This window comes from Streptomyces sp. NPDC020742 (assembly GCF_040641675.1).
Classification (GTDB): Bacteria; Actinomycetota; Actinomycetes; order Streptomycetales; family Streptomycetaceae; genus Streptomyces.
This window is the reverse complement of the sequence record NZ_JBFAEA010000035.1, coordinates 1-15,721: the sequence shown is the minus strand read 5'-3', so window position 1 is coordinate 15,721 and position 15,721 is coordinate 1. Positions and strand designations below refer to the sequence as shown.

At 70.8% G+C, this 15,721-nt stretch carries 18 protein-coding genes and 1 riboswitch; of the genes, 3 read left to right on the top strand and 15 right to left on the bottom strand.

Annotated features, from left to right (window positions below; genetic code table 11):
- Positions 1-24: 24 nt before the first annotated feature.
- A riboswitch (cobalamin riboswitch) is annotated at positions 25-95 on the bottom strand.
- A 29-nt stretch (positions 96-124) separates the two neighbouring features.
- Positions 125-712: an FABP family protein gene (locus AB0G84_RS33520; protein WP_361329516.1), complete on the bottom strand. Its 588-nt coding sequence runs from the start codon at positions 710-712 to the stop codon at positions 125-127.
- Positions 713-1,006: 294 nt separating this feature from the next.
- On the opposite strand from AB0G84_RS33520, the gene AB0G84_RS33515 reads away from it, so the two are divergent.
- The gene (locus AB0G84_RS33515; protein ID WP_361329513.1) at positions 1,007-1,372 is read left to right on the top strand and encodes a DsrE family protein; all 366 of its coding nucleotides are present in this window, start codon (positions 1,007-1,009) and stop codon (positions 1,370-1,372) included.
- 187 nt (positions 1,373-1,559) lie between these two features.
- On the opposite strand, the gene AB0G84_RS33510 is transcribed toward AB0G84_RS33515, so the two are convergent.
- From AB0G84_RS33510 to AB0G84_RS33480, 7 genes are all read right to left on the bottom strand, one after another.
- Complete coding sequence (locus AB0G84_RS33510; protein ID WP_361329510.1) at positions 1,560-1,850, bottom strand: DUF3099 domain-containing protein; 291 nt, start codon at positions 1,848-1,850, stop codon at positions 1,560-1,562.
- 172 nt (positions 1,851-2,022) lie between these two features.
- Positions 2,023-2,310, bottom strand: a complete 288-nt coding sequence (locus AB0G84_RS33505) for a DUF1416 domain-containing protein (RefSeq protein WP_361329507.1) — start codon at positions 2,308-2,310, stop codon at positions 2,023-2,025.
- Positions 2,311-2,347: 37 nt separating this feature from the next.
- The gene (locus tag AB0G84_RS33500) at positions 2,348-3,193 is read right to left on the bottom strand and encodes a sulfurtransferase (protein ID WP_361329504.1); all 846 of its coding nucleotides are present in this window, start codon (positions 3,191-3,193) and stop codon (positions 2,348-2,350) included.
- 177 nt (positions 3,194-3,370) lie between these two features.
- Positions 3,371-3,478: a putative leader peptide gene (locus AB0G84_RS33495; RefSeq protein WP_361329501.1), complete on the bottom strand. Its 108-nt coding sequence runs from the start codon at positions 3,476-3,478 to the stop codon at positions 3,371-3,373.
- A 210-nt stretch (positions 3,479-3,688) separates the two neighbouring features.
- On the bottom strand, positions 3,689-4,390 hold the full coding sequence (locus AB0G84_RS33490) for a DUF2993 domain-containing protein (protein WP_361329498.1): 702 nt from the start codon (positions 4,388-4,390) through the stop codon (positions 3,689-3,691).
- A 201-nt stretch (positions 4,391-4,591) separates the two neighbouring features.
- Positions 4,592-6,070 carry a hypothetical protein gene (locus AB0G84_RS33485; RefSeq protein WP_361329495.1) on the bottom strand — a complete coding sequence of 493 codons (1,479 nt, stop codon included), beginning with the start codon at positions 6,068-6,070 and terminating at the stop codon, positions 4,592-4,594.
- Between the two features lie 10 nt (positions 6,071-6,080).
- Entirely contained in the window at positions 6,081-6,344 is a 264-nt protein-coding gene (locus AB0G84_RS33480) for a MoaD/ThiS family protein (protein ID WP_361329492.1), read from the bottom strand.
- Positions 6,345-6,533: 189 nt separating this feature from the next.
- Here AB0G84_RS33480 and AB0G84_RS33475 point away from each other — a divergent pair, with 189 nt between their 5' ends.
- Entirely contained in the window at positions 6,534-8,267 is a 1,734-nt protein-coding gene (locus AB0G84_RS33475; RefSeq protein ID WP_361329489.1) for an ABC transporter ATP-binding protein, read from the top strand.
- A gap of 110 nt (positions 8,268-8,377) precedes the next feature.
- The gene (locus AB0G84_RS33470) at positions 8,378-10,276 is read left to right on the top strand and encodes an ABC transporter ATP-binding protein (protein ID WP_361329651.1); all 1,899 of its coding nucleotides are present in this window, start codon (positions 8,378-8,380) and stop codon (positions 10,274-10,276) included.
- Between the two features lie 131 nt (positions 10,277-10,407).
- On the opposite strand, the gene AB0G84_RS33465 is transcribed toward AB0G84_RS33470, so the two are convergent.
- The 7 genes from AB0G84_RS33465 to AB0G84_RS33435 form a co-directional block, all read right to left on the bottom strand.
- Complete coding sequence (locus AB0G84_RS33465) at positions 10,408-11,040, bottom strand: hypothetical protein (protein WP_361329485.1); 633 nt, start codon at positions 11,038-11,040, stop codon at positions 10,408-10,410.
- Between the two features lie 14 nt (positions 11,041-11,054).
- Positions 11,055-12,182 (bottom strand): WXG100 family type VII secretion target, encoded by a 1,128-nt coding sequence (locus AB0G84_RS33460; protein ID WP_361329482.1) that lies wholly within the window; start codon positions 12,180-12,182, stop codon positions 11,055-11,057.
- A 5-nt stretch (positions 12,183-12,187) separates the two neighbouring features.
- Complete coding sequence (locus tag AB0G84_RS33455; RefSeq protein ID WP_361329479.1) at positions 12,188-12,502, bottom strand: type VII secretion target; 315 nt, start codon at positions 12,500-12,502, stop codon at positions 12,188-12,190.
- A gap of 225 nt (positions 12,503-12,727) precedes the next feature.
- Complete coding sequence (locus AB0G84_RS33450; RefSeq protein WP_361329476.1) at positions 12,728-12,961, bottom strand: hypothetical protein; 234 nt, start codon at positions 12,959-12,961, stop codon at positions 12,728-12,730.
- A gap of 35 nt (positions 12,962-12,996) precedes the next feature.
- Positions 12,997-13,323: a DUF6415 family natural product biosynthesis protein gene (locus tag AB0G84_RS33445; RefSeq protein ID WP_361329473.1), complete on the bottom strand. Its 327-nt coding sequence runs from the start codon at positions 13,321-13,323 to the stop codon at positions 12,997-12,999.
- A gap of 274 nt (positions 13,324-13,597) precedes the next feature.
- Positions 13,598-14,788 (bottom strand): helix-turn-helix transcriptional regulator, encoded by a 1,191-nt coding sequence (locus AB0G84_RS33440; RefSeq protein ID WP_361329470.1) that lies wholly within the window; start codon positions 14,786-14,788, stop codon positions 13,598-13,600.
- Between the two features lie 105 nt (positions 14,789-14,893).
- Positions 14,894-15,535: an HAD family hydrolase gene (locus AB0G84_RS33435; RefSeq protein WP_361329467.1), complete on the bottom strand. Its 642-nt coding sequence runs from the start codon at positions 15,533-15,535 to the stop codon at positions 14,894-14,896.
- Positions 15,536-15,721: the final 186 nt, after the last annotated feature.

The following is a 15,721-nucleotide window of genomic DNA, read 5'->3' as shown; positions in this document are numbered from 1 at the left end:
GTTGTCAGGATCCAACGCCGCCGCGGGCGATCGGGCTTGCGGAGACTCTCCGCTTACCGTTGCGGGTCAGCGCCGGACTCTCACCGGACTTCCCCCGCGGGGCGCGTGGTGCGGTTGCGGACGGTCAGCCCTGGTAGGGGGTGCCGTCCGGGTTGAAGAAGGACACGCCGTCCGGCATGTCGTCGGGCAGGCTCTCGGCCCACTCCTTGAGGTCGGCGACCTTCTTCAGGTGGGCCGACATGTACGGGCGCAGCGGGACGTCCGGGGTGGCCTTCTCGCCGACCCACATCAGGTCGCCGTTGACGTAGCCGTACAGCCGCTTGCCGCCGCTGTACGGGCCGGCCGCGGCGGTCCGCGCCACGGCGTCGGTGGCCAGGTCGATCTGCGGCTTCTTGTCGGCCAGCTCGCCGTACCAGATCTCCACCACACCCTGGTCGCGGCTCATCACGATCTCGACCTTGCGGTCCGCGTCGATGCGCCAGTAGCCGCTCTCGCTCTCCAGGGCGCGGACCTTCTTGCCCTCCTGGTCGAGCTCCCAGCTGTGCGAGGTGTACTCAAGGAAGTCCCGGCCGTCGTGGCTGAAGGTGACTTCCTGCCCGAAGTTGCACTTCTCGGTGCCGGGGAAGTCGGCGACGCCGGCACCCTCCCAGCGGCCGAGGAGGAAGGCGAGCGGCACCAGGGCCGGGTTCAGGTCGGACGGAATCTCGATCATGACAGCTCAGGCGATCTGTAGAGACGGGATCGACGGGGCGCGCGGAGCGCTCCGACGAGGGCGGACGGCGGTGGGTCAGCGCTGGCCCTGGTACAGCTTCTTCCAGGTCAGCCCGGCGAACGCGAGCACGCCGACGGCGACCAGAACCAGCAGGGTGGTGAAGAATGCCTCAAGCACGAGCGCGCTCCTTGGACGGAGTGAGGGTGTAACGGACCGCCTGCGAGTCTAGTCGGCGGCGGTGACGGCGGCGCTGTGAGGTCCGCCGCGGACGCCCCGCGGGCCTACTCTGGCCTCATGGCGAAGAAGCTCGTGATCAAGGTGACGTCGGGTGCCGATGCGCCCGAGCGGTGTGCACAGGCGTTCACGGTGGCGGCGACGGCCGCGGCCGACGGCGTCGAGGTCTCGCTGTGGCTGACCGGGGAGGCGGTGTGGTTCGCGCTGCCCGGCCGGGCGGCCGAGTTCTCGCTGCCGCACACCGAGCCGCTGCCGGAGCTGATCGACACGATCCGCAAGGGCGGCGGGGCGATCACCGTCAGCACCCAGTGCGCGGCCCGGCGGAACATCGAACAGAAGGACCTGATCGAGGGCGCGGGCATCGCCGGGGCCCAGGTGTTCGTCAGCGAGGTCATGCCGGACGACGTGCTGACGCTGGTGTACTGAGCGTCCCGGCGCTGGTGTGCGGAGCGCGCCGGTGCGGTGGGCGCGCTGCTCTACGGGGCGTGCTGTTCTACAGGGCGTGCTGTTCTACGGGGCGCGCCGGTGTACGGGGCGTCGGTGAATGGGGCGTGCCGGTGTGCGTCGTGTGCCGCTGTGGGACGGCGTCCCGGCGGCAGCGTGCGTTGTCCGCTCACTGCCACGGGTGCTTGTCGTCGCCCCGTTCGTCCAGCTCCCGCCACCAGCGGTCGGACTCGGGGTCGCCGGACTCGTCCCACCAGCGCTCGTCGGGCTCGCGCCGGTTGCCGATGATCGCCGCGACCGGCGGGATCACCATGGCGGCCACGCACATGCCCACCGCGGCCGGCACCGACCACAGCCGCACCACGGCCCAGGCGAGCACGAACAACACCAGGCACACGCCCATCAGCACGAAGTACCGGCGATGACGGCGCTCTGCGGGCGACCGGCGGTGCGGGTCCATACCTCCACGGTAAGTCCGCGCGGGACGGGAAAGAAGCCGGGCAGCGGCCCGGTCGCGGCCCGGTGGGGGCCGGTGCGCAGGCAGAAGGGCCGCACCCCCGTGTAAGGCGTCCAAACCTCTGGGGTGCGGCCCTCCGGCCGCGGGGAAGCTGCCCATGAGGGCGGCTTTGCCGTCAGACGGCGATCGAGACCTCCGCCAGGCCGCCCTTCTGGGCCACGACGGTGCGGTCCGCGGTGGCACCGGGGACGAGCGCCCGCAGCGTCCAGGTGCCCTCGGCCGCGTAGAAGCGGAACTGTCCGGTCGCGGAGGTGGGGACCTCGGCGGTGAACTCTCCGGTGCTGTCCAGGAGTCGGACGTAACCGGTGACGGGCTCGCCGTCGCGGGTCACGCTGCCCTGGATCGTGGTCTCACCGGGCTTGATGGTCGAGGCGTCCGGGCCGCCGGCCTGTGCTCCACACATGGGTACTTCCTTGAGGGTCGGGGGAGAAGCTTCTTGCTTACTTGTTGGCGCCGAGCTCGATCGGGACGCCGACCAGCGAGCCGTACTCGGTCCAGGAGCCGTCGTAGTTCTTGACGTTGCTCTGGCCGAGCAGCTCGTGCAGCACGAACCAGGTCAGCGCGGAGCGCTCACCGATGCGGCAGTAGGCGATGGTGTCCTTGGCCAGGTCGACGGACTCCGCCTCGTAGAGGGCCTTGAGGTCCTCGTCCGACTTGAAGGTGCCGTCGTCGTTGGCGTTCTTCGACCACGGGATGTTGCGGGCGCTGGGCACGTGGCCGGGGCGCTGCGACTGCTCCTGCGGGAGGTGTGCCGGGGCGAGCAGCTTGCCGCTGAACTCGTCGGGGGAGCGCACGTCGACCAGGTTGAGGTTGCCGATCGCGGCGACGACGTCGTCCCGGAAGGCGCGGATGGAGGTGTCCTGGGCCTTGGCCTTGTAGTCGGTGGCCGGGCGCTCGGGGACCTCGGAGCCGTCGACCAGGTCGCGGGAGTCCAGCTCCCACTTCTTGCGGCCGCCGTCGAGCAGCTTGACGCTGCCGTGGCCGTAGAGCTTGAAGTACCAGTACGCGTAGGAGGCGAACCAGTTGTTGTTGCCGCCGTAGAGGACGACGGTGTCGTCATTGGCGATGCCCTTCGCCGAGAGGAGCTTCTCGAAGCCCTCCTGGTCGACGAAGTCGCGGCGCACCGGGTCCTGGAGGTCCTGCTTCCAGTCGATCCGGACGGCGTTCTTGATGTGGTTCTTGTCGTAGGCCGAGGTGTCCTCGTCAACCTCGACGAGAACCACCTTCGGGTCCTCGAGGTGGGCCTCGACCCAGTCGGCGTCTACGAGGACGTCGCTACGGCTCATGTTCTTCTCCTCCGGGGCAGTTGCGGGGGCGGTTGCGGAGTGGCACGCGGGTACGCCGGGCGAGCGCCGGTCGTCGGGCGCCGTTCAGTGTCGTACGGGCCCGAGGGCGCTGTGCGGGGACACGCGGGGTTCCGGCCAGAGGGGCCGGCCGGGGTGTGACGGGGGGCGAAGGATCCGTCAGACAGGGCGACAGAGCATGGCGGCGACGCGGCACAGGTCGACTGCCCGCCGCTTGGTGAGTACCGCCAGACCCCGGGGGTGGGGACGGCTCAATGCGCTCTGCATGGCTCCGATCGTAGGGACGCGGAGCCGGGCATGTCACCGGCGTGTCGAATGGTGAGACGTGATTGTCCGCACTGTGATACGCGAAGCCGTTCGCGCCGGTCGCGGAGAAGGTGCCGGGGCGGACGCGCAGGTGGGGGGTCTGGCGTACGGACTGGCGTGTCTCAGGGAATGGACGGCGGGCCGGTGGGGCGGCCCGCCGGGGGCGGCCGATCAGCCGGTGATCTTGACGTTCTTGCCGGAGGCGGAGATCGAGAGGCCGTCCGCCTGCGTCGCCACCTTGTCCAGCTTCAGATTGCCGGGCAGCTGGTCCAGCTTCCAGTCGTGGTCGGTCTGGGCACGGACCTTGGACTCGCAGCCCGGGAGCACCCGGCACATCGTGGGGAGGCCGTCGGCGCGCAGCCGGACGGTGTTGCCGCCCACGATGGAGATGGAGCCGGTCACGTCCAGCGTGCTGAGGGCCGGCAGATTCGGCGAGATCTTGACCTGGCTGCGGCCGTTCTTCTGCCCGCCGTAGGAGATCTTGACGTCGCCGCCCGCCGCCTTGGTGAGGTCGGCGTAGCTGATGCGGGCCGTGCCGGTGGCCGAGGCGGCGCTCTCGACGGACATGTAGTCGCTGGTCAGCCCGACCTCGTGGAACTGCGCGGAGAGCCGGTCGATGCGCAGCGTACGCCCCTGGGCCCGGGCCTCGATGCCCTTGAGGTCGGCGTCCACCTCATCGAGGCTGCGCCCGGCGACCTGGGTCAGGAAGGGGAAGCCCTTGATGGAGACCTCCGGCGCCCGGTCGAGGCCCTGGCTGCTGCGGATCTTCTCCGCGGCCTGGTCCTCGACGAGGTTCACCGCCACTCGGTCGGCGGCCACGAACAGCCCGCCGAATATGACAAGGATGATCAGCAGCACCCGTAGTGCACGCATCGAACCACTTCCCCCACACTTCGGCCGGATCGCGGCCGCTCGTCCGGGCAGGCCCCCTGCCTGCGCTCCGGACAGACCCTAGAGGACGGGGTCGGGGAAGCGGGAGCGGCGGCCGCCGGCCGGTGCATCCACCGCCCGGCAGCCGCCGCGCACTCTGCGGTCCGCGGGCCCGCCGTCTGCGGTCCGCGGCCCCTACGGGGCTCACCCCAGCGCCCGCCCCAGGACGTAGACCGCCGGTGCGGCCAGGGCCAGCGGCAGGGCCACCCCGGCCGTCATGTGGACGAAGCGGGAGGGGTAGTCGTAGCTGGCCACCCGCAGGCCGATCAGGGCGCAGCCGCCGGCCGCCAGGCCCAGCAGCGCACCGGCCGCGCCCAGGCCGGTCAGCTGCCCAGCGGCGATACCGGCGCCCGCGGCGGCCACCAGGGAGACGCCGATCGAGACCGGGGAGGGCAGCGGCAGCGCCCGGGCGAGGGTGGCGACCCCGACCGCGGCGGCGCCGACCACCACGGCGTGCGGGGCCGCGGCCAGCTGCCCGGCGGCGAGTACCGCCAACGCGGTCGAGGTCAGCCCCGCGGTCAGCGCGTAGAGCCGCTCGTCGGCGCTGCTGCGGTTGCGCAGCTGGAGGACGAGGACGAACAGGCACCACACGCCGAGCGTGCCGATCCCCACCAGCGGGGCGCTGTCCCGGTCGGTGGCCAGCAGTGCGACATCGGTGGTCACCCCGGCCAGGAACGCCAGCGCGATGCCCTGGCGGGCCGGCCACATGCCGTTCAGCCGGAACCAGCCGGCGGCGGTGACCGCCTGCAGCAGGACCACCGGCACCGCGAGCACCGGGCGGGGCAGCGGCGCGGTGAGCGCCAGCAGCAGGGCGAGCACGGCGGTCAGCGCGGCCGGCTGGATCCCCGGCGGGATGATCGGCGAGCGACCCTCGGCGCGGGCGCGCTGGTTGGGGGCGAGCGGCGCGGTCAGGAGCGGCGAGGTCGGAGCCGCCGGGGCAGCGGGCGCGGCGGCCGGGGCCGGGGCCGTGGGCCGGGCCTGCGGGTGCTGGCGGGCGTACGGCTCCTCGGCCGGCAGCGGGTTTTGGTGCTGCGGGCTCTGGTGCTGCGCGGGCTGGGCGGGCAGCGGGGAGTGCTGGCCGTGCTGGCCGTGCTGGCCGGACTGGGCGTGCTGGCCGGGCTGCTGCTGGTGGTGTTGAGGGTGCTGGCCGTGCTGCTGCTGGTGTGGCTGCTGCTGGCCGTGCTGCTGTTGCGCCTGCTGCGGGTACTGCTGGTGCTGGTGCTGGTACTGCGGGTGTGGCTGCTGGTGGTGCTGGGGCTGCTGTGGCTGCTGCTGGGCGTGGGCGTCGTACCCGTACGGGGCGTGCCCCGGCCCCGGTTGCCCCGGCTGTCCCTGCGGCCGCTGCTGCGCTGCGGCCGGGTCGTACGCCTGCTGCCCGTACGGGTCGCCGTACCCCGCCTGCGGGTCGTACGGCGGATGCCCCGGCTGCGGCGCCTGCTGGGCCGGCCGGCCGTAGGGGTCCTGCGGGGCGTAAGGGGCCTGCGGGGCCTGCGGGGCGTAAGGGGCCTGCGGGGCCTGCTGGGCGTACGGATCCTGCGGGGCCTGCTGGCCGTAGGGGTCCTGCTGGGCGTAGGGGTCGTGCGGCGGGTACGGGCGGTGGCCCTGCGGCTGGTGGTCGCTCATGGTCTGCTGCTCACCCTCCCGCGAACGGCGGAAGGACCTCGACGGTGCCGCCCTCGGCCAGCGACACCCCCGCATGGTCGCGGGTGCCGACCGGATCGCCGTCCACCAGGAAAGAGCAGCGCGTCAGGACGCGGGCGAACTCGGGGTTCGCGGCATGCGCCGCGCGTGCCGCGTCGAGCGCCTCGGCGAGCGTCGCCGCCGCATACGGCTCCTCTGCCGTGCCGGCGGCGGCCTTGGCCGCGGCCCAGTAGCGCACGGTGCCAGTTGTTGTCACGGCGGCCTCTTCGTCGTGTCGGTCAGGGGGCGTGCCCGCGGTGGCGGGCACCCCGTCGTTGCCGCCTCCATGATGGCGCACGCGGCGGCCGGTCCGGTCCGGGCGCCGCCCCGTACCGCACCCCGGCCAGCCCCCGGCGTACTCCGGAAATTCGATTGCCGAAGGCAAGCGTTCTATTAGTCTCAGTGTGTGCTGGTCCGACTCGCGTGGGCGCATTTGCGCCCCCACAGGCGCTCCATATCCCTGATCGTGCTGCTTCAGCTGATCCAGACCCTGGCCACCCTCTACCTGCCCACCCTGAACGCCGACATCATCGACAACGGTGTTGTGCAGGGGGACACGGGCTACATCCTGCGCCTCGGCGGCTTCATGGTCGCCGTCACGCTGCTGCAGATCGTCTGCGCCGTGGGAGCGGTCTACTTCGGTGCCCGTACGGCGATGGTGCTCGGCCGGGACATCCGCGCCGCGGTCTTCGACCGGGTGCAGTCCTTCTCCGCGCGGGAGGTCGGCGCGTTCGGCGCACCGTCGCTGATCACCCGCACCACCAACGACGTCCAGCAGGTCCAGATGCTGGTGCTGATGACGTTCACGATGATGGTCTCGGCGCCGATCATGTGCGTCGGCGGTGTCGTCATGGCGCTCAATCAAGACGTGCCGCTCTCCGGCCTTCTCCTGGTCATCGTCCCGGCCCTCGGGATCCTCGTCTCACTGATCGTGCGCCGGCTGCGTCCGCTGTTCCGCGGGGTGCAGGAGCGCATCGACACCGTCAACCGCGTCCTGCGCGAGCAGATCACCGGTATCCGGGTCATCCGGGCCTTCGTCCGCGACCGGCACGAACACCAGCGGTTCGCCGGGGCCAACACCGACCTCTACGACGTCTCGCTGCGCGCCGGCCGGCTGATGTCGACGATGTTCCCGCTGGTCATGCTGATCGTGAACCTCTCCAGCGTGGCCGTCGTCTGGTTCGGCGGGCTGCGCATCGACAGCGGCGGGATGGAGATCGGCGCGCTGACCGCGTTCCTCAGCTACCTGATGTACATCCTGATGTCGATCATGATGGCGACGTTCATGGTGATGATGCTGCCGCGCGCGGAGGTCTGCGCCGAACGCATCCAGGAGGTGCTGGCGACGGACTCCAGCGTCACCCCGCCCAAGGACCCGGTCACCACCCTGCGCCGGCAGGGCGAACTGGAGCTGCGCAACGTCGAGTTCCGCTTCCCGGGCGCCGAACAGCCGGTCCTCAAGGACATCTCGCTGACCGCCCGCCCCGGGGAGACCACCGCCGTCATCGGCTCCACCGGCGCGGGCAAGTCCACCCTGCTGGGGCTGGTACCGCGACTGTTCGACGCGACCGGCGGCCAGGTCCTGGTGGACGGCGAGGACGTCCGCACCCTCGACGAGCAGACGCTGGCCCGGGCCATCGGCCTGGTCCCGCAGAAGCCTTACCTCTTCTCCGGCACGGTGGCGACCAACCTGCGCTACGGCAACCCCGACGCCACCGACGAGGAGCTCTGGCACGCCCTTGAGACCGCCCAGGCCCGGGACTTCGTCGCGGCCATGGAGGGCGGGCTGGACGCCCCGATCGCCCAGGGCGGCACCAATGTCTCCGGCGGCCAGCGGCAGCGGCTGGCCATCGCCCGCGCCCTGGTGCGCCGGCCCGAGATCTACCTCTTCGACGACTCCTTCTCCGCGCTGGACTACGCGACGGACGCCGCGCTGCGGGCCGCGCTGGCCCGCGAGACGGACCGGGCCACGGTCGTGATCGTCGCCCAGCGGGTCGCCACGATCCGCGGCGCCGACCGGATCGTCGTCCTCGACGAAGGCCGGGTCGTCGGCACCGGCACCCACACCGAGCTGATGGCCGACAACGAGACCTACCGGGAGATCGTGCTCTCCCAGCTCACCGAGCAGGAGGCGGCGTGACCACCGCGGACAAGGGGGACGCGCGCGCCGCGGCCCCGGCGGCCACCGGGGCGACCCCCCAGGCGGCGCCCCGACGAGGCCCGGCCCCGGCGGCCGGACCCGCCCGGTTCATGGGCGGCCAACCCACCGAGAAATCCCTCGACTTCAAGGGCTCCGGCAAACGCCTGCTGGCCCAGATGCGCCCCGAGCGCGCCGTCATGTCCGTCGCGCTGCTGCTGGGCGTGGCGAGCGTGGCGCTGATGGTGGTCGCCCCCAAGGTCCTCGGCCACGCCACCGACCTGATCATGTCCGGCATCGTCGGCCGGCAGCTGCCCAGTGGCTTGACCAAGGCGCAGGCCGCCGCCGAGCTGCGGGCCCACGGCCAGGGCGGGCTGGCCGACATGCTCAGCGCGATGCCGGTCGTCCCCGGCCAGGGCATCGACTTCGACGCGGTGGGCGTGGTGCTGCTCTGGGTCGCCCTGATCTACGCCGGCTCCTCGGTCTTCGGCTTCGTCCAGGCCCGGATCGCCACCCGCGTCGTCCAGCGCACGGTCTTCCGCCTGCGCGAACAGGTCGAGGAGAAGCTCGCCCGGCTGCCGCTGAGCTACTTCGACCAGCAGCAGCGCGGCGAGGTGCTCTCCCGGGCCACCAACGACATCGACAACATCCAGCAGACGCTCCAACAGACCCTCAGTCAGATCGTCGCCTCGCTGCTGACCATCGTCGGCGTGCTCGGCATGATGTTCTGGACCTCCTGGCTGTTGGCGCTGGTCGCGCTGGTCACCGTCCCGGTGTCGGTGGTCGTCGCCACCAAGATCGGCAAGCGTGCCCAGCCGCAGTTCGTCCAGCAGTGGAAGACCACCGGCAAGCTCAACGCCCACATCGAGGAGATGTACACCGGGCACAGCCTGGTGAAGGTCTTCGGCCGCCAGAAGGAGTCCGCGGCGCTCTTCCGCGAGCAGAACGAGGCGCTCTACTCCGCCGGATTCAAGGCCCAGTTCATCTCCGGCATCATCCAGCCCGCGATGATGTTCATCGGCAACCTCAACTACGTCCTGGTGGCCGTCGTCGGCGGCCTCCGCGTCGCCTCCGGCGCCCTGTCCATCGGCGATGTCCAGGCCTTCATCCAGTACAGCCGCCAGTTCAGCCAGCCGCTGACCCAGGTCGCCTCGATGGCCAACCTCGTCCAGTCCGGTGTCGCCTCCGCCGAGCGGGTCTTCGAACTCCTCGACGCCGAGGAGCAGCAGCCGGACCCCACCGAGCCGGCCCGCCCCACGGAGGTCCGCGGCCATGTCGTGTTCGAGGACGTCTCCTTCTCGTACACCCCGGACAAGCCGCTCATCGAGAACCTCTCGCTGTCCGTCCACCCCGGCCAGACCGTCGCCATCGTCGGTCCGACCGGCGCCGGCAAGACCACCCTGGTCAACCTCCTGATGCGGTTCTACGAGGTCGACGGCGGCCGGATCACCCTGGACGGGACCGACATCGCCGCCATGGCCCGCGAGGAACTGCGCGCCCAGATCGGCATGGTCCTCCAGGACACCTGGCTCTTCGGCGGCACGATCGCGGAGAACATCGCCTACGGAGCCCCGTCCGGCACCTCCCTGGACCAGATCGTCGCCGCCGCCAGGGCCACCCACGTCGACCGCTTCGTCCGCACCCTCCCCGACGGCTACGACACCGTCATCGACGACGAGGGCGGCAATGTCTCCGTGGGCGAGAAGCAGCTGATCACCATCGCTCGGGCCTTCCTGGCCGAGCCCGCCATCCTCGTCCTGGACGAGGCGACCAGCTCGGTCGACACCCGCACCGAGGTCCTCATCCAGCAGGCCATGGCCCAGCTGCGCACCGGCCGTACCAGCTTCGTGATCGCCCACCGCCTCTCCACGATCCGCGACGCGGACACCATCCTCGTCATGGAGAACGGCAGCATCGTCGAACAGGGCCCCCACGAGGCCCTGTTGGCCGCCGGCGGCGCCTACGCCCGGCTCTACGCGGCCCAGTTCGCGGAGGCGGTGGAACCGGCCTAGAGCCGGCCCGGATCCGGCCGGGCATGCCCTGGTCACAGCCGCTCGGGGCGACGGCGCCCAGCGCCCCCGCCGCCCCGAGCCGCCGCAACGACCAGGGCCGCCGCCCACCGGCCCCGCGCACCCTCGCTGGTTCAGCGTGCTTGGCGCTCTTCGCGCTCTTGGCCGGTGGGGCCCTGCTGCCACACCGACGCGGGAAACTCCGCGAGGATCTCGGCCATCGTCTCCGCGAGCGCGATGAGGCGCTCGTACGGCTGGTGATCCTTGATCCACCCGATCATCCGGTCCTCGTGCAGGCGCCACCCCATGGTGGCGTCCGCTGTCATCCGGATCACCTGCTCCGTGAGGACCCGTTCGGCAAAGGCGGGGTCGACGGAGCACGTCACCATGCGGGGTTTGTGCCTGGAGGGCAGGTGGACAGGCGTACCGGCGCGGGGTGGGAGTGGCTCCGTACCGAGCCAGCGCACCAGGCTGGCCACCGAGGCCGATGTGGCGGGGAGCCGGCCCGGCAGGGTCAGCACCGCCACCGCATACATGCTGACGTCGGTGGGGTGCCGCCCGCCCTGATGCACGGCGGCGAGATGGAAGAGCGTCGCCTCGTATCCGCGCACCCGCCCCTCGAGCACATGCTTGACGTGATTGCCGCGCGGGCCGAAGGGATGGCCGGGTACGCCGAAGGCCTTCACCCAGTCACGGGACTCCCGCTTCCGGTATTGCCATTCGGGGTCCTCGCGGTAGGCGCGCACGCTCTTCCAGACGCCCCACATTCCTGGCTCTCTCCTCAGCCCTTGTACGCGCCGTCCGGGTCGGTCAGTGCCGAACGGGGCTTGTCGAACGGGCTGTCCGGATGGTCGGCCGTGCGGTCGGACTCATTGGCGCCGGCATCTCCGTACACCACGCCGTTGGTGGCGGCCTCCCGCCCGGGGCCGAAGGTCGGGCCGGTCTCGGGGTTGCGGTGCCGCCCTCCTCCGCCGAGTCCGCCGTGCTCGTACCAGGAATCGCCGCCGTGCACCGCCGCACCGCCAGCGGCACCGCCGACGGCACTGGTGATCAGGTCGGGGATGATGCTGTCGCTGGTCTTGCCGCCCGCATGGCCATCGGCGATATCGACCCCGTCCGCGGCCATTTGACCTGCCCCACTCGTGACCGCGCCCGTGGCCATTCTGCCCGCGAGGCCCTTGCCGCCGACGACATCGCCGAACGCGCCGGGCAGTTCTTTGCCCAGCACCCGGCCGCCCGCCCCCAGCGCGGTGCCCACCCCGCCGGCCACCGCGGCGTCCTGGAAGTCCTGGCCCCAGGTGATGTCCTGGCCGGTGAATTCCTGGCCCAGCACATTTCCCGTGAAATTTCCCGCGGTGTTCGTCGCGAACTCCACGCCGAATTTCAGGAGCTTGCTGGATTGCATCAGCTCCCGCAGGGTCTCCAGGGCCGATTCGACCTGTTTGAGGACCCTGCCGAGTCGTGCCACGACGGCGCCCGCCTCGGCGACCTCGGCCGCCGCGCTCCCGGCGGCCACCGCATCCGAAAAGCCTGCCGTGATGACGGTCAGTCCGATACCCACGGCCGCGGTGACCGCGAGCTCTTCAAGGACGTGCTCGACCTGCTTGTTGGTGTCCTCGATATGGTCGGCCGCCTGCTCCAATTCCTTGGCGACCTCATGGAATCTGGGCAGCGCGTGATCGATCTGTTCCTTGGTGTGCTTCCAGTGCGCGCGGAAACCGGTGGCCGCCTTCCCGCCCCAGTCCGCCTCGTCCAGATCCTCCACGTGGCGGTTCAGATCGGCACCCGCCGCCCGCAGCTCCTGGGCCATCTCCCGCCACGCCGCGGCGCAGGTGCGCAGGACCTGGGGATTGCCGCCGGGCTTGAGGATGTTGAAGCTCTTCTCGATGTGCTGCTGTTCCTCGGCCACGGTCGCTACGCCTCCTTGAATCCGGCCGCGTGCTGCACGTCGGTGTGTTCGTAGCCGGCCGCCGAGTGGTCGAGCCCGCTGGCGTATGCGGCCAGCTGCCGACGCAACTGCTGGAGGCTGGTCACCGTGGCCTTCGTCATCTCCACGTATTTCGCCAGGGCTTCGGTGGATTCGCTGAGAACTCCGAATGCGTCGTCCACATTCTCCGCCTTACCGGCGAAGTGCTTGATCTGCCCGTCGAGCCGGTCACCGGTATGCGTGAAGTCCTTGGACAACCCCCGGAGTTTCTCCGGATGCACGCTGAAGTGTTCCGCCGCCATGACTGGCTCCCCCCGATGAACGTGATCTCGCTCGAACACGCTAACCGGCGCTGGGTCACCCGGGCACCGCGTACGCATCAAAGATGCGACAAGGAGGGGCAATTCTTGGAATGCCATCAGCAATGGCCCGGCAAATTCCCCCGGCCGCAATGCCGGTCGCCCGCCCTGTGCTGCCCGGTGAGCGTCGACGGCAGCCGCCCGGTAGGCGGGCGGCGCCGCGAGGCATCAGGGGCGGATCGTCGGGGGATCGTCGGGGAGGCGGAGGCCTGCGCGGCGGGCCAGGATCCGGGCGACCCCTTCGGGCACGGATTCGGTGGCGTACGGTGCGCACCGCCCGCAGAAGGTCACGCTCCGGCACGGGCCCGAGGCCGAGTCGAGCAGCACGTCCCGAAGATCGAGTGTGCTGCCGCAGTCACAGCGGGGGGCGGTGGCCCGTACCCCTTGGTCGTCGGTGGTCATGGTGTGCTCCTCATGAGGGAGGTGTGGCCGCTGTGTCAGTGGGGTGCCGTGGAGTGCTGATCAAGCAGCCACAGGCAGTCCCGGGCGAGAGCACGGACCTGCCGGTGCGCGGACACCAGGCCGTTGCCCAGCCCAACGGCTGTCTGGTAACGGATGGCGTCCATCCGGGCCTTGCGCTGGTCATTCTCCGCACCGCGGAGCGGACAGCGATCAACCACCATCCACAGGTCGGCGATGAGGAGGAGCAGCCTCTGCTCCTGCGCCACTAACTCGTCGTACGGCGGGGGCGGCCCCGGGCGCAATGCGCACTCGACGGTCTTCCTGATCTCCTGGTGGCCTGCGGCGCCGGTCGCGGCCGTCACTGCGGCCTCCGATACAGGTGCCGCAGGCAGGCCACCCTGGACCAGGCACGCACGCCGCTGCTGACCGGTGCAGTGACCGATCCGGCTGGAGCGAGCGTGCTGTGCGCGACTCCCCACCGGGAGTGCACATCACCACGCGGCAACACGATACTGACATCGAGGTCTGCGGCAGGTGGAGCCTTCGTTGCGGTCATGGGCCTCTCCCTGAGCCGTTGGGTTCGGAGAGAGAGTGGCCTGGTGCGTACACCGCAAGTACCCCTGTGAGGGGTAGCGTTCAGCCGCCTGCCCGCGCGTGACACCACTCTGCAAAGTTCGTCAGAGACTCGGCGTCCGCGCGTTTCAGCCGGCGCAAGGTGGCCGCGTCCTCCCTCACCCAGCGGTGCTCCCGAGCATGCTGCGGCGCGATCCGGCGGGCGACCTTCAACGAAGTGAACGCGGCGTCCGGCCGGCCCGCCCAGAGTTGGGCACGGCCGAGTTCGATGTAGAAACCCGACCGCCGCTCCGCCGGCAGGTCTCGCGGCGGCTTCCACTCGTGAGCCAGCCGCAGCGCGCGGTCGAGCCGCCCGTCACCGAGGCTCACTGCCACCGACACCTCATGGACGCGGACACTATCCGGCCCGAACGCCGTGCCGTGGTAGACACCTTCCGGCACCCGGTCGCCGAGTTCCCGCGCATGGTCGAGGTGGGTGTCTGCGGCGTCGCCATTGCCGGACCGGCCTGCCAGCACCGCGGCCCGCATGTGCAGCGCGCCGCGGGCCGCCAACGCCTCGCACGAGTCGGTACGCGGGGCACGGTCGAGGGCTCGCTCCAGAACGCGCAGGCCCACGGCGTGCGTTTGGGCGCCGAAGTGCAGCTCGGCCCGTACGTAGGAAACGGTCGCGTCCACGATCGGGTCATCAGCCCGAGCTCCGGCCCAGTGCATGAGATCGAGGAGGCGCGCTGAGAGGTCCTTGGCGCCGCGCTTGAAAGCCACCGCGTCCGCGGCTCGGCAGGCATCCACCAACAGTCGGGCCACCACGGGCCGGTCGCCCGGCACCGCCGCGTGCAAAGCACGACACAGCTCGGCGAGAAGCCCCGGCGCGGCCCGTGCGATACGCGCGTACTGCGCACTCAGCCGGTAGGTAACGACTGTCGCCACAGCCTCGCGCAGCGCGGGCAGGGTGCGAAGCGGCCCGTCGTCCGACTCTTCATAGGCGGCCAAGACGGCCGACAGCCCCGGCATCGCCTGGTGCATATGCCCGTCCGGCAGTTCGCCGTCCGGAAGCAGACGGGTCGGATCGACATCGAGGGCATCGGCGATGGCCGCCAACACGGCATCGGACACCCCGCGCTCGCCCCGTTCGATCTTCCGGATGGTGCCGAGCGCGACGCGGGCGCGCTCAGCGAGGGCGTGTTGGGCGAGGCCGGCGATGCGACGTTCGTAGGCGATGCGCGGGCCCACCCCGTGGTACACGATGCTGCGCATACCACCTCCGTTCGGTACAGCCACCCCGAACCGTACCCGGGCCGTCACGGTCAGAGGCCGTAACCTGTCTCGCTGCCATCGCGCCGGCGGGGCAGCGCAGTTGCCTCACCTACGCCGCAGGGCCTCCACCAGCTCGAACAGGTCACCGACGCGGTAGTCCGCGGCCTGCGCGTACTCGCTGTCCGCCCAGAGGTGCCCGAGTGGGCCCCGGCGCAGGTGGGCGGTACGCATCCCGGCGGCGCGGGCGGGGGCGACGTCGTTCTGCGGGTGGTCGCCGACGTACAGCACTTCGTCGGCGGCGGCCCCGGCCAGCGCGACAGTGCGGGCAAAGAACTCCGCGTCAGGCTTGGCCACGCCCCATTCGCCGGAGGTGGCCAGTGCATCCACGGGCAGATCAAGCGCCCGCAGCAACTCCCCGGCCCGGGACGTCTGATTGCCGGATACCACGACGCGAAGGCCCGCCTTCCGGAGCGCGGCCAAGGACGACCGCACGTCCGGGTACAGGTCCGTCTCATCCAGGAACTCGCCGTGCCCGGCCCGCTCCATCGCTGCCCGTTCGGCCGCTACATCGATGCCGGGCCGTACGAGTCTCAGCGCGTCCGCGTTGTCCCGGCCCTGTGCCACCACAGCACCCACCAGAGCAGACAGCGTGTGCCGATTGACGCCGAGCCAGTCGGCCCATGCACCCCATCCGCGGTCGTCCCTGATCAGGGTCTCCCCGACGTCGAATGCCACTGCACGGATCATGCGAGAAGCGTAGGGGCGGTGGCGGGCCTGATCCCTCGACTACCGGAGGGGGACCACTCGGACACGCCCCGACCCACCGTTTTTCTCTCCCTTCCACGGGAGGGGGTGGGCCTGCGGGGGTGGGGGGGGGGGCGGTAATAGAAAAGGTGTTGTAAGCCACCCCCCAAAAGCAAATAAAAAAACAGA

What these genes read in the sequence shown, in the direction of transcription:
- AB0G84_RS33465 (WP_361329485.1), bottom strand. Translation starts at nt 11,040, where the DNA reads ATGTGGGGCGTCTGGAAGAGCGTGCGCGCCTACCGCGAGGACCCCGAA.
- AB0G84_RS33470 (WP_361329651.1), top strand. Translation starts at nt 8,378, where the DNA reads ATGGGCGGCCAACCCACCGAGAAATCCCTCGACTTCAAGGGCTCCGGC.
- AB0G84_RS33435 (WP_361329467.1), bottom strand. Translation starts at nt 15,535, where the DNA reads ATGATCCGTGCAGTGGCATTCGACGTCGGGGAGACCCTGATCAGGGAC.
- AB0G84_RS33510 (WP_361329510.1), bottom strand. Translation starts at nt 1,850, where the DNA reads ATGGACCCGCACCGCCGGTCGCCCGCAGAGCGCCGTCATCGCCGGTAC.
- AB0G84_RS33450 (WP_361329476.1), bottom strand. Translation starts at nt 12,961, where the DNA reads ATGACCACCGACGACCAAGGGGTACGGGCCACCGCCCCCCGCTGTGAC.
- AB0G84_RS33485 (WP_361329495.1), bottom strand. Translation starts at nt 6,070, where the DNA reads ATGAGCGACCACCAGCCGCAGGGCCACCGCCCGTACCCGCCGCACGAC.
- AB0G84_RS33505 (WP_361329507.1), bottom strand. Translation starts at nt 2,310, where the DNA reads ATGTGTGGAGCACAGGCCGGCGGCCCGGACGCCTCGACCATCAAGCCC.
- AB0G84_RS33495 (WP_361329501.1), bottom strand. Translation starts at nt 3,478, where the DNA reads ATGCAGAGCGCATTGAGCCGTCCCCACCCCCGGGGTCTGGCGGTACTC.
- AB0G84_RS33440 (WP_361329470.1), bottom strand. Translation starts at nt 14,788, where the DNA reads ATGCGCAGCATCGTGTACCACGGGGTGGGCCCGCGCATCGCCTACGAA.
- AB0G84_RS33455 (WP_361329479.1), bottom strand. Translation starts at nt 12,502, where the DNA reads ATGGCGGCGGAACACTTCAGCGTGCATCCGGAGAAACTCCGGGGGTTG.
- AB0G84_RS33500 (WP_361329504.1), bottom strand. Translation starts at nt 3,193, where the DNA reads ATGAGCCGTAGCGACGTCCTCGTAGACGCCGACTGGGTCGAGGCCCAC.
- AB0G84_RS33490 (WP_361329498.1), bottom strand. Translation starts at nt 4,390, where the DNA reads ATGCGTGCACTACGGGTGCTGCTGATCATCCTTGTCATATTCGGCGGG.
- AB0G84_RS33515 (WP_361329513.1), top strand. Translation starts at nt 1,007, where the DNA reads ATGGCGAAGAAGCTCGTGATCAAGGTGACGTCGGGTGCCGATGCGCCC.
- AB0G84_RS33520 (WP_361329516.1), bottom strand. Translation starts at nt 712, where the DNA reads ATGATCGAGATTCCGTCCGACCTGAACCCGGCCCTGGTGCCGCTCGCC.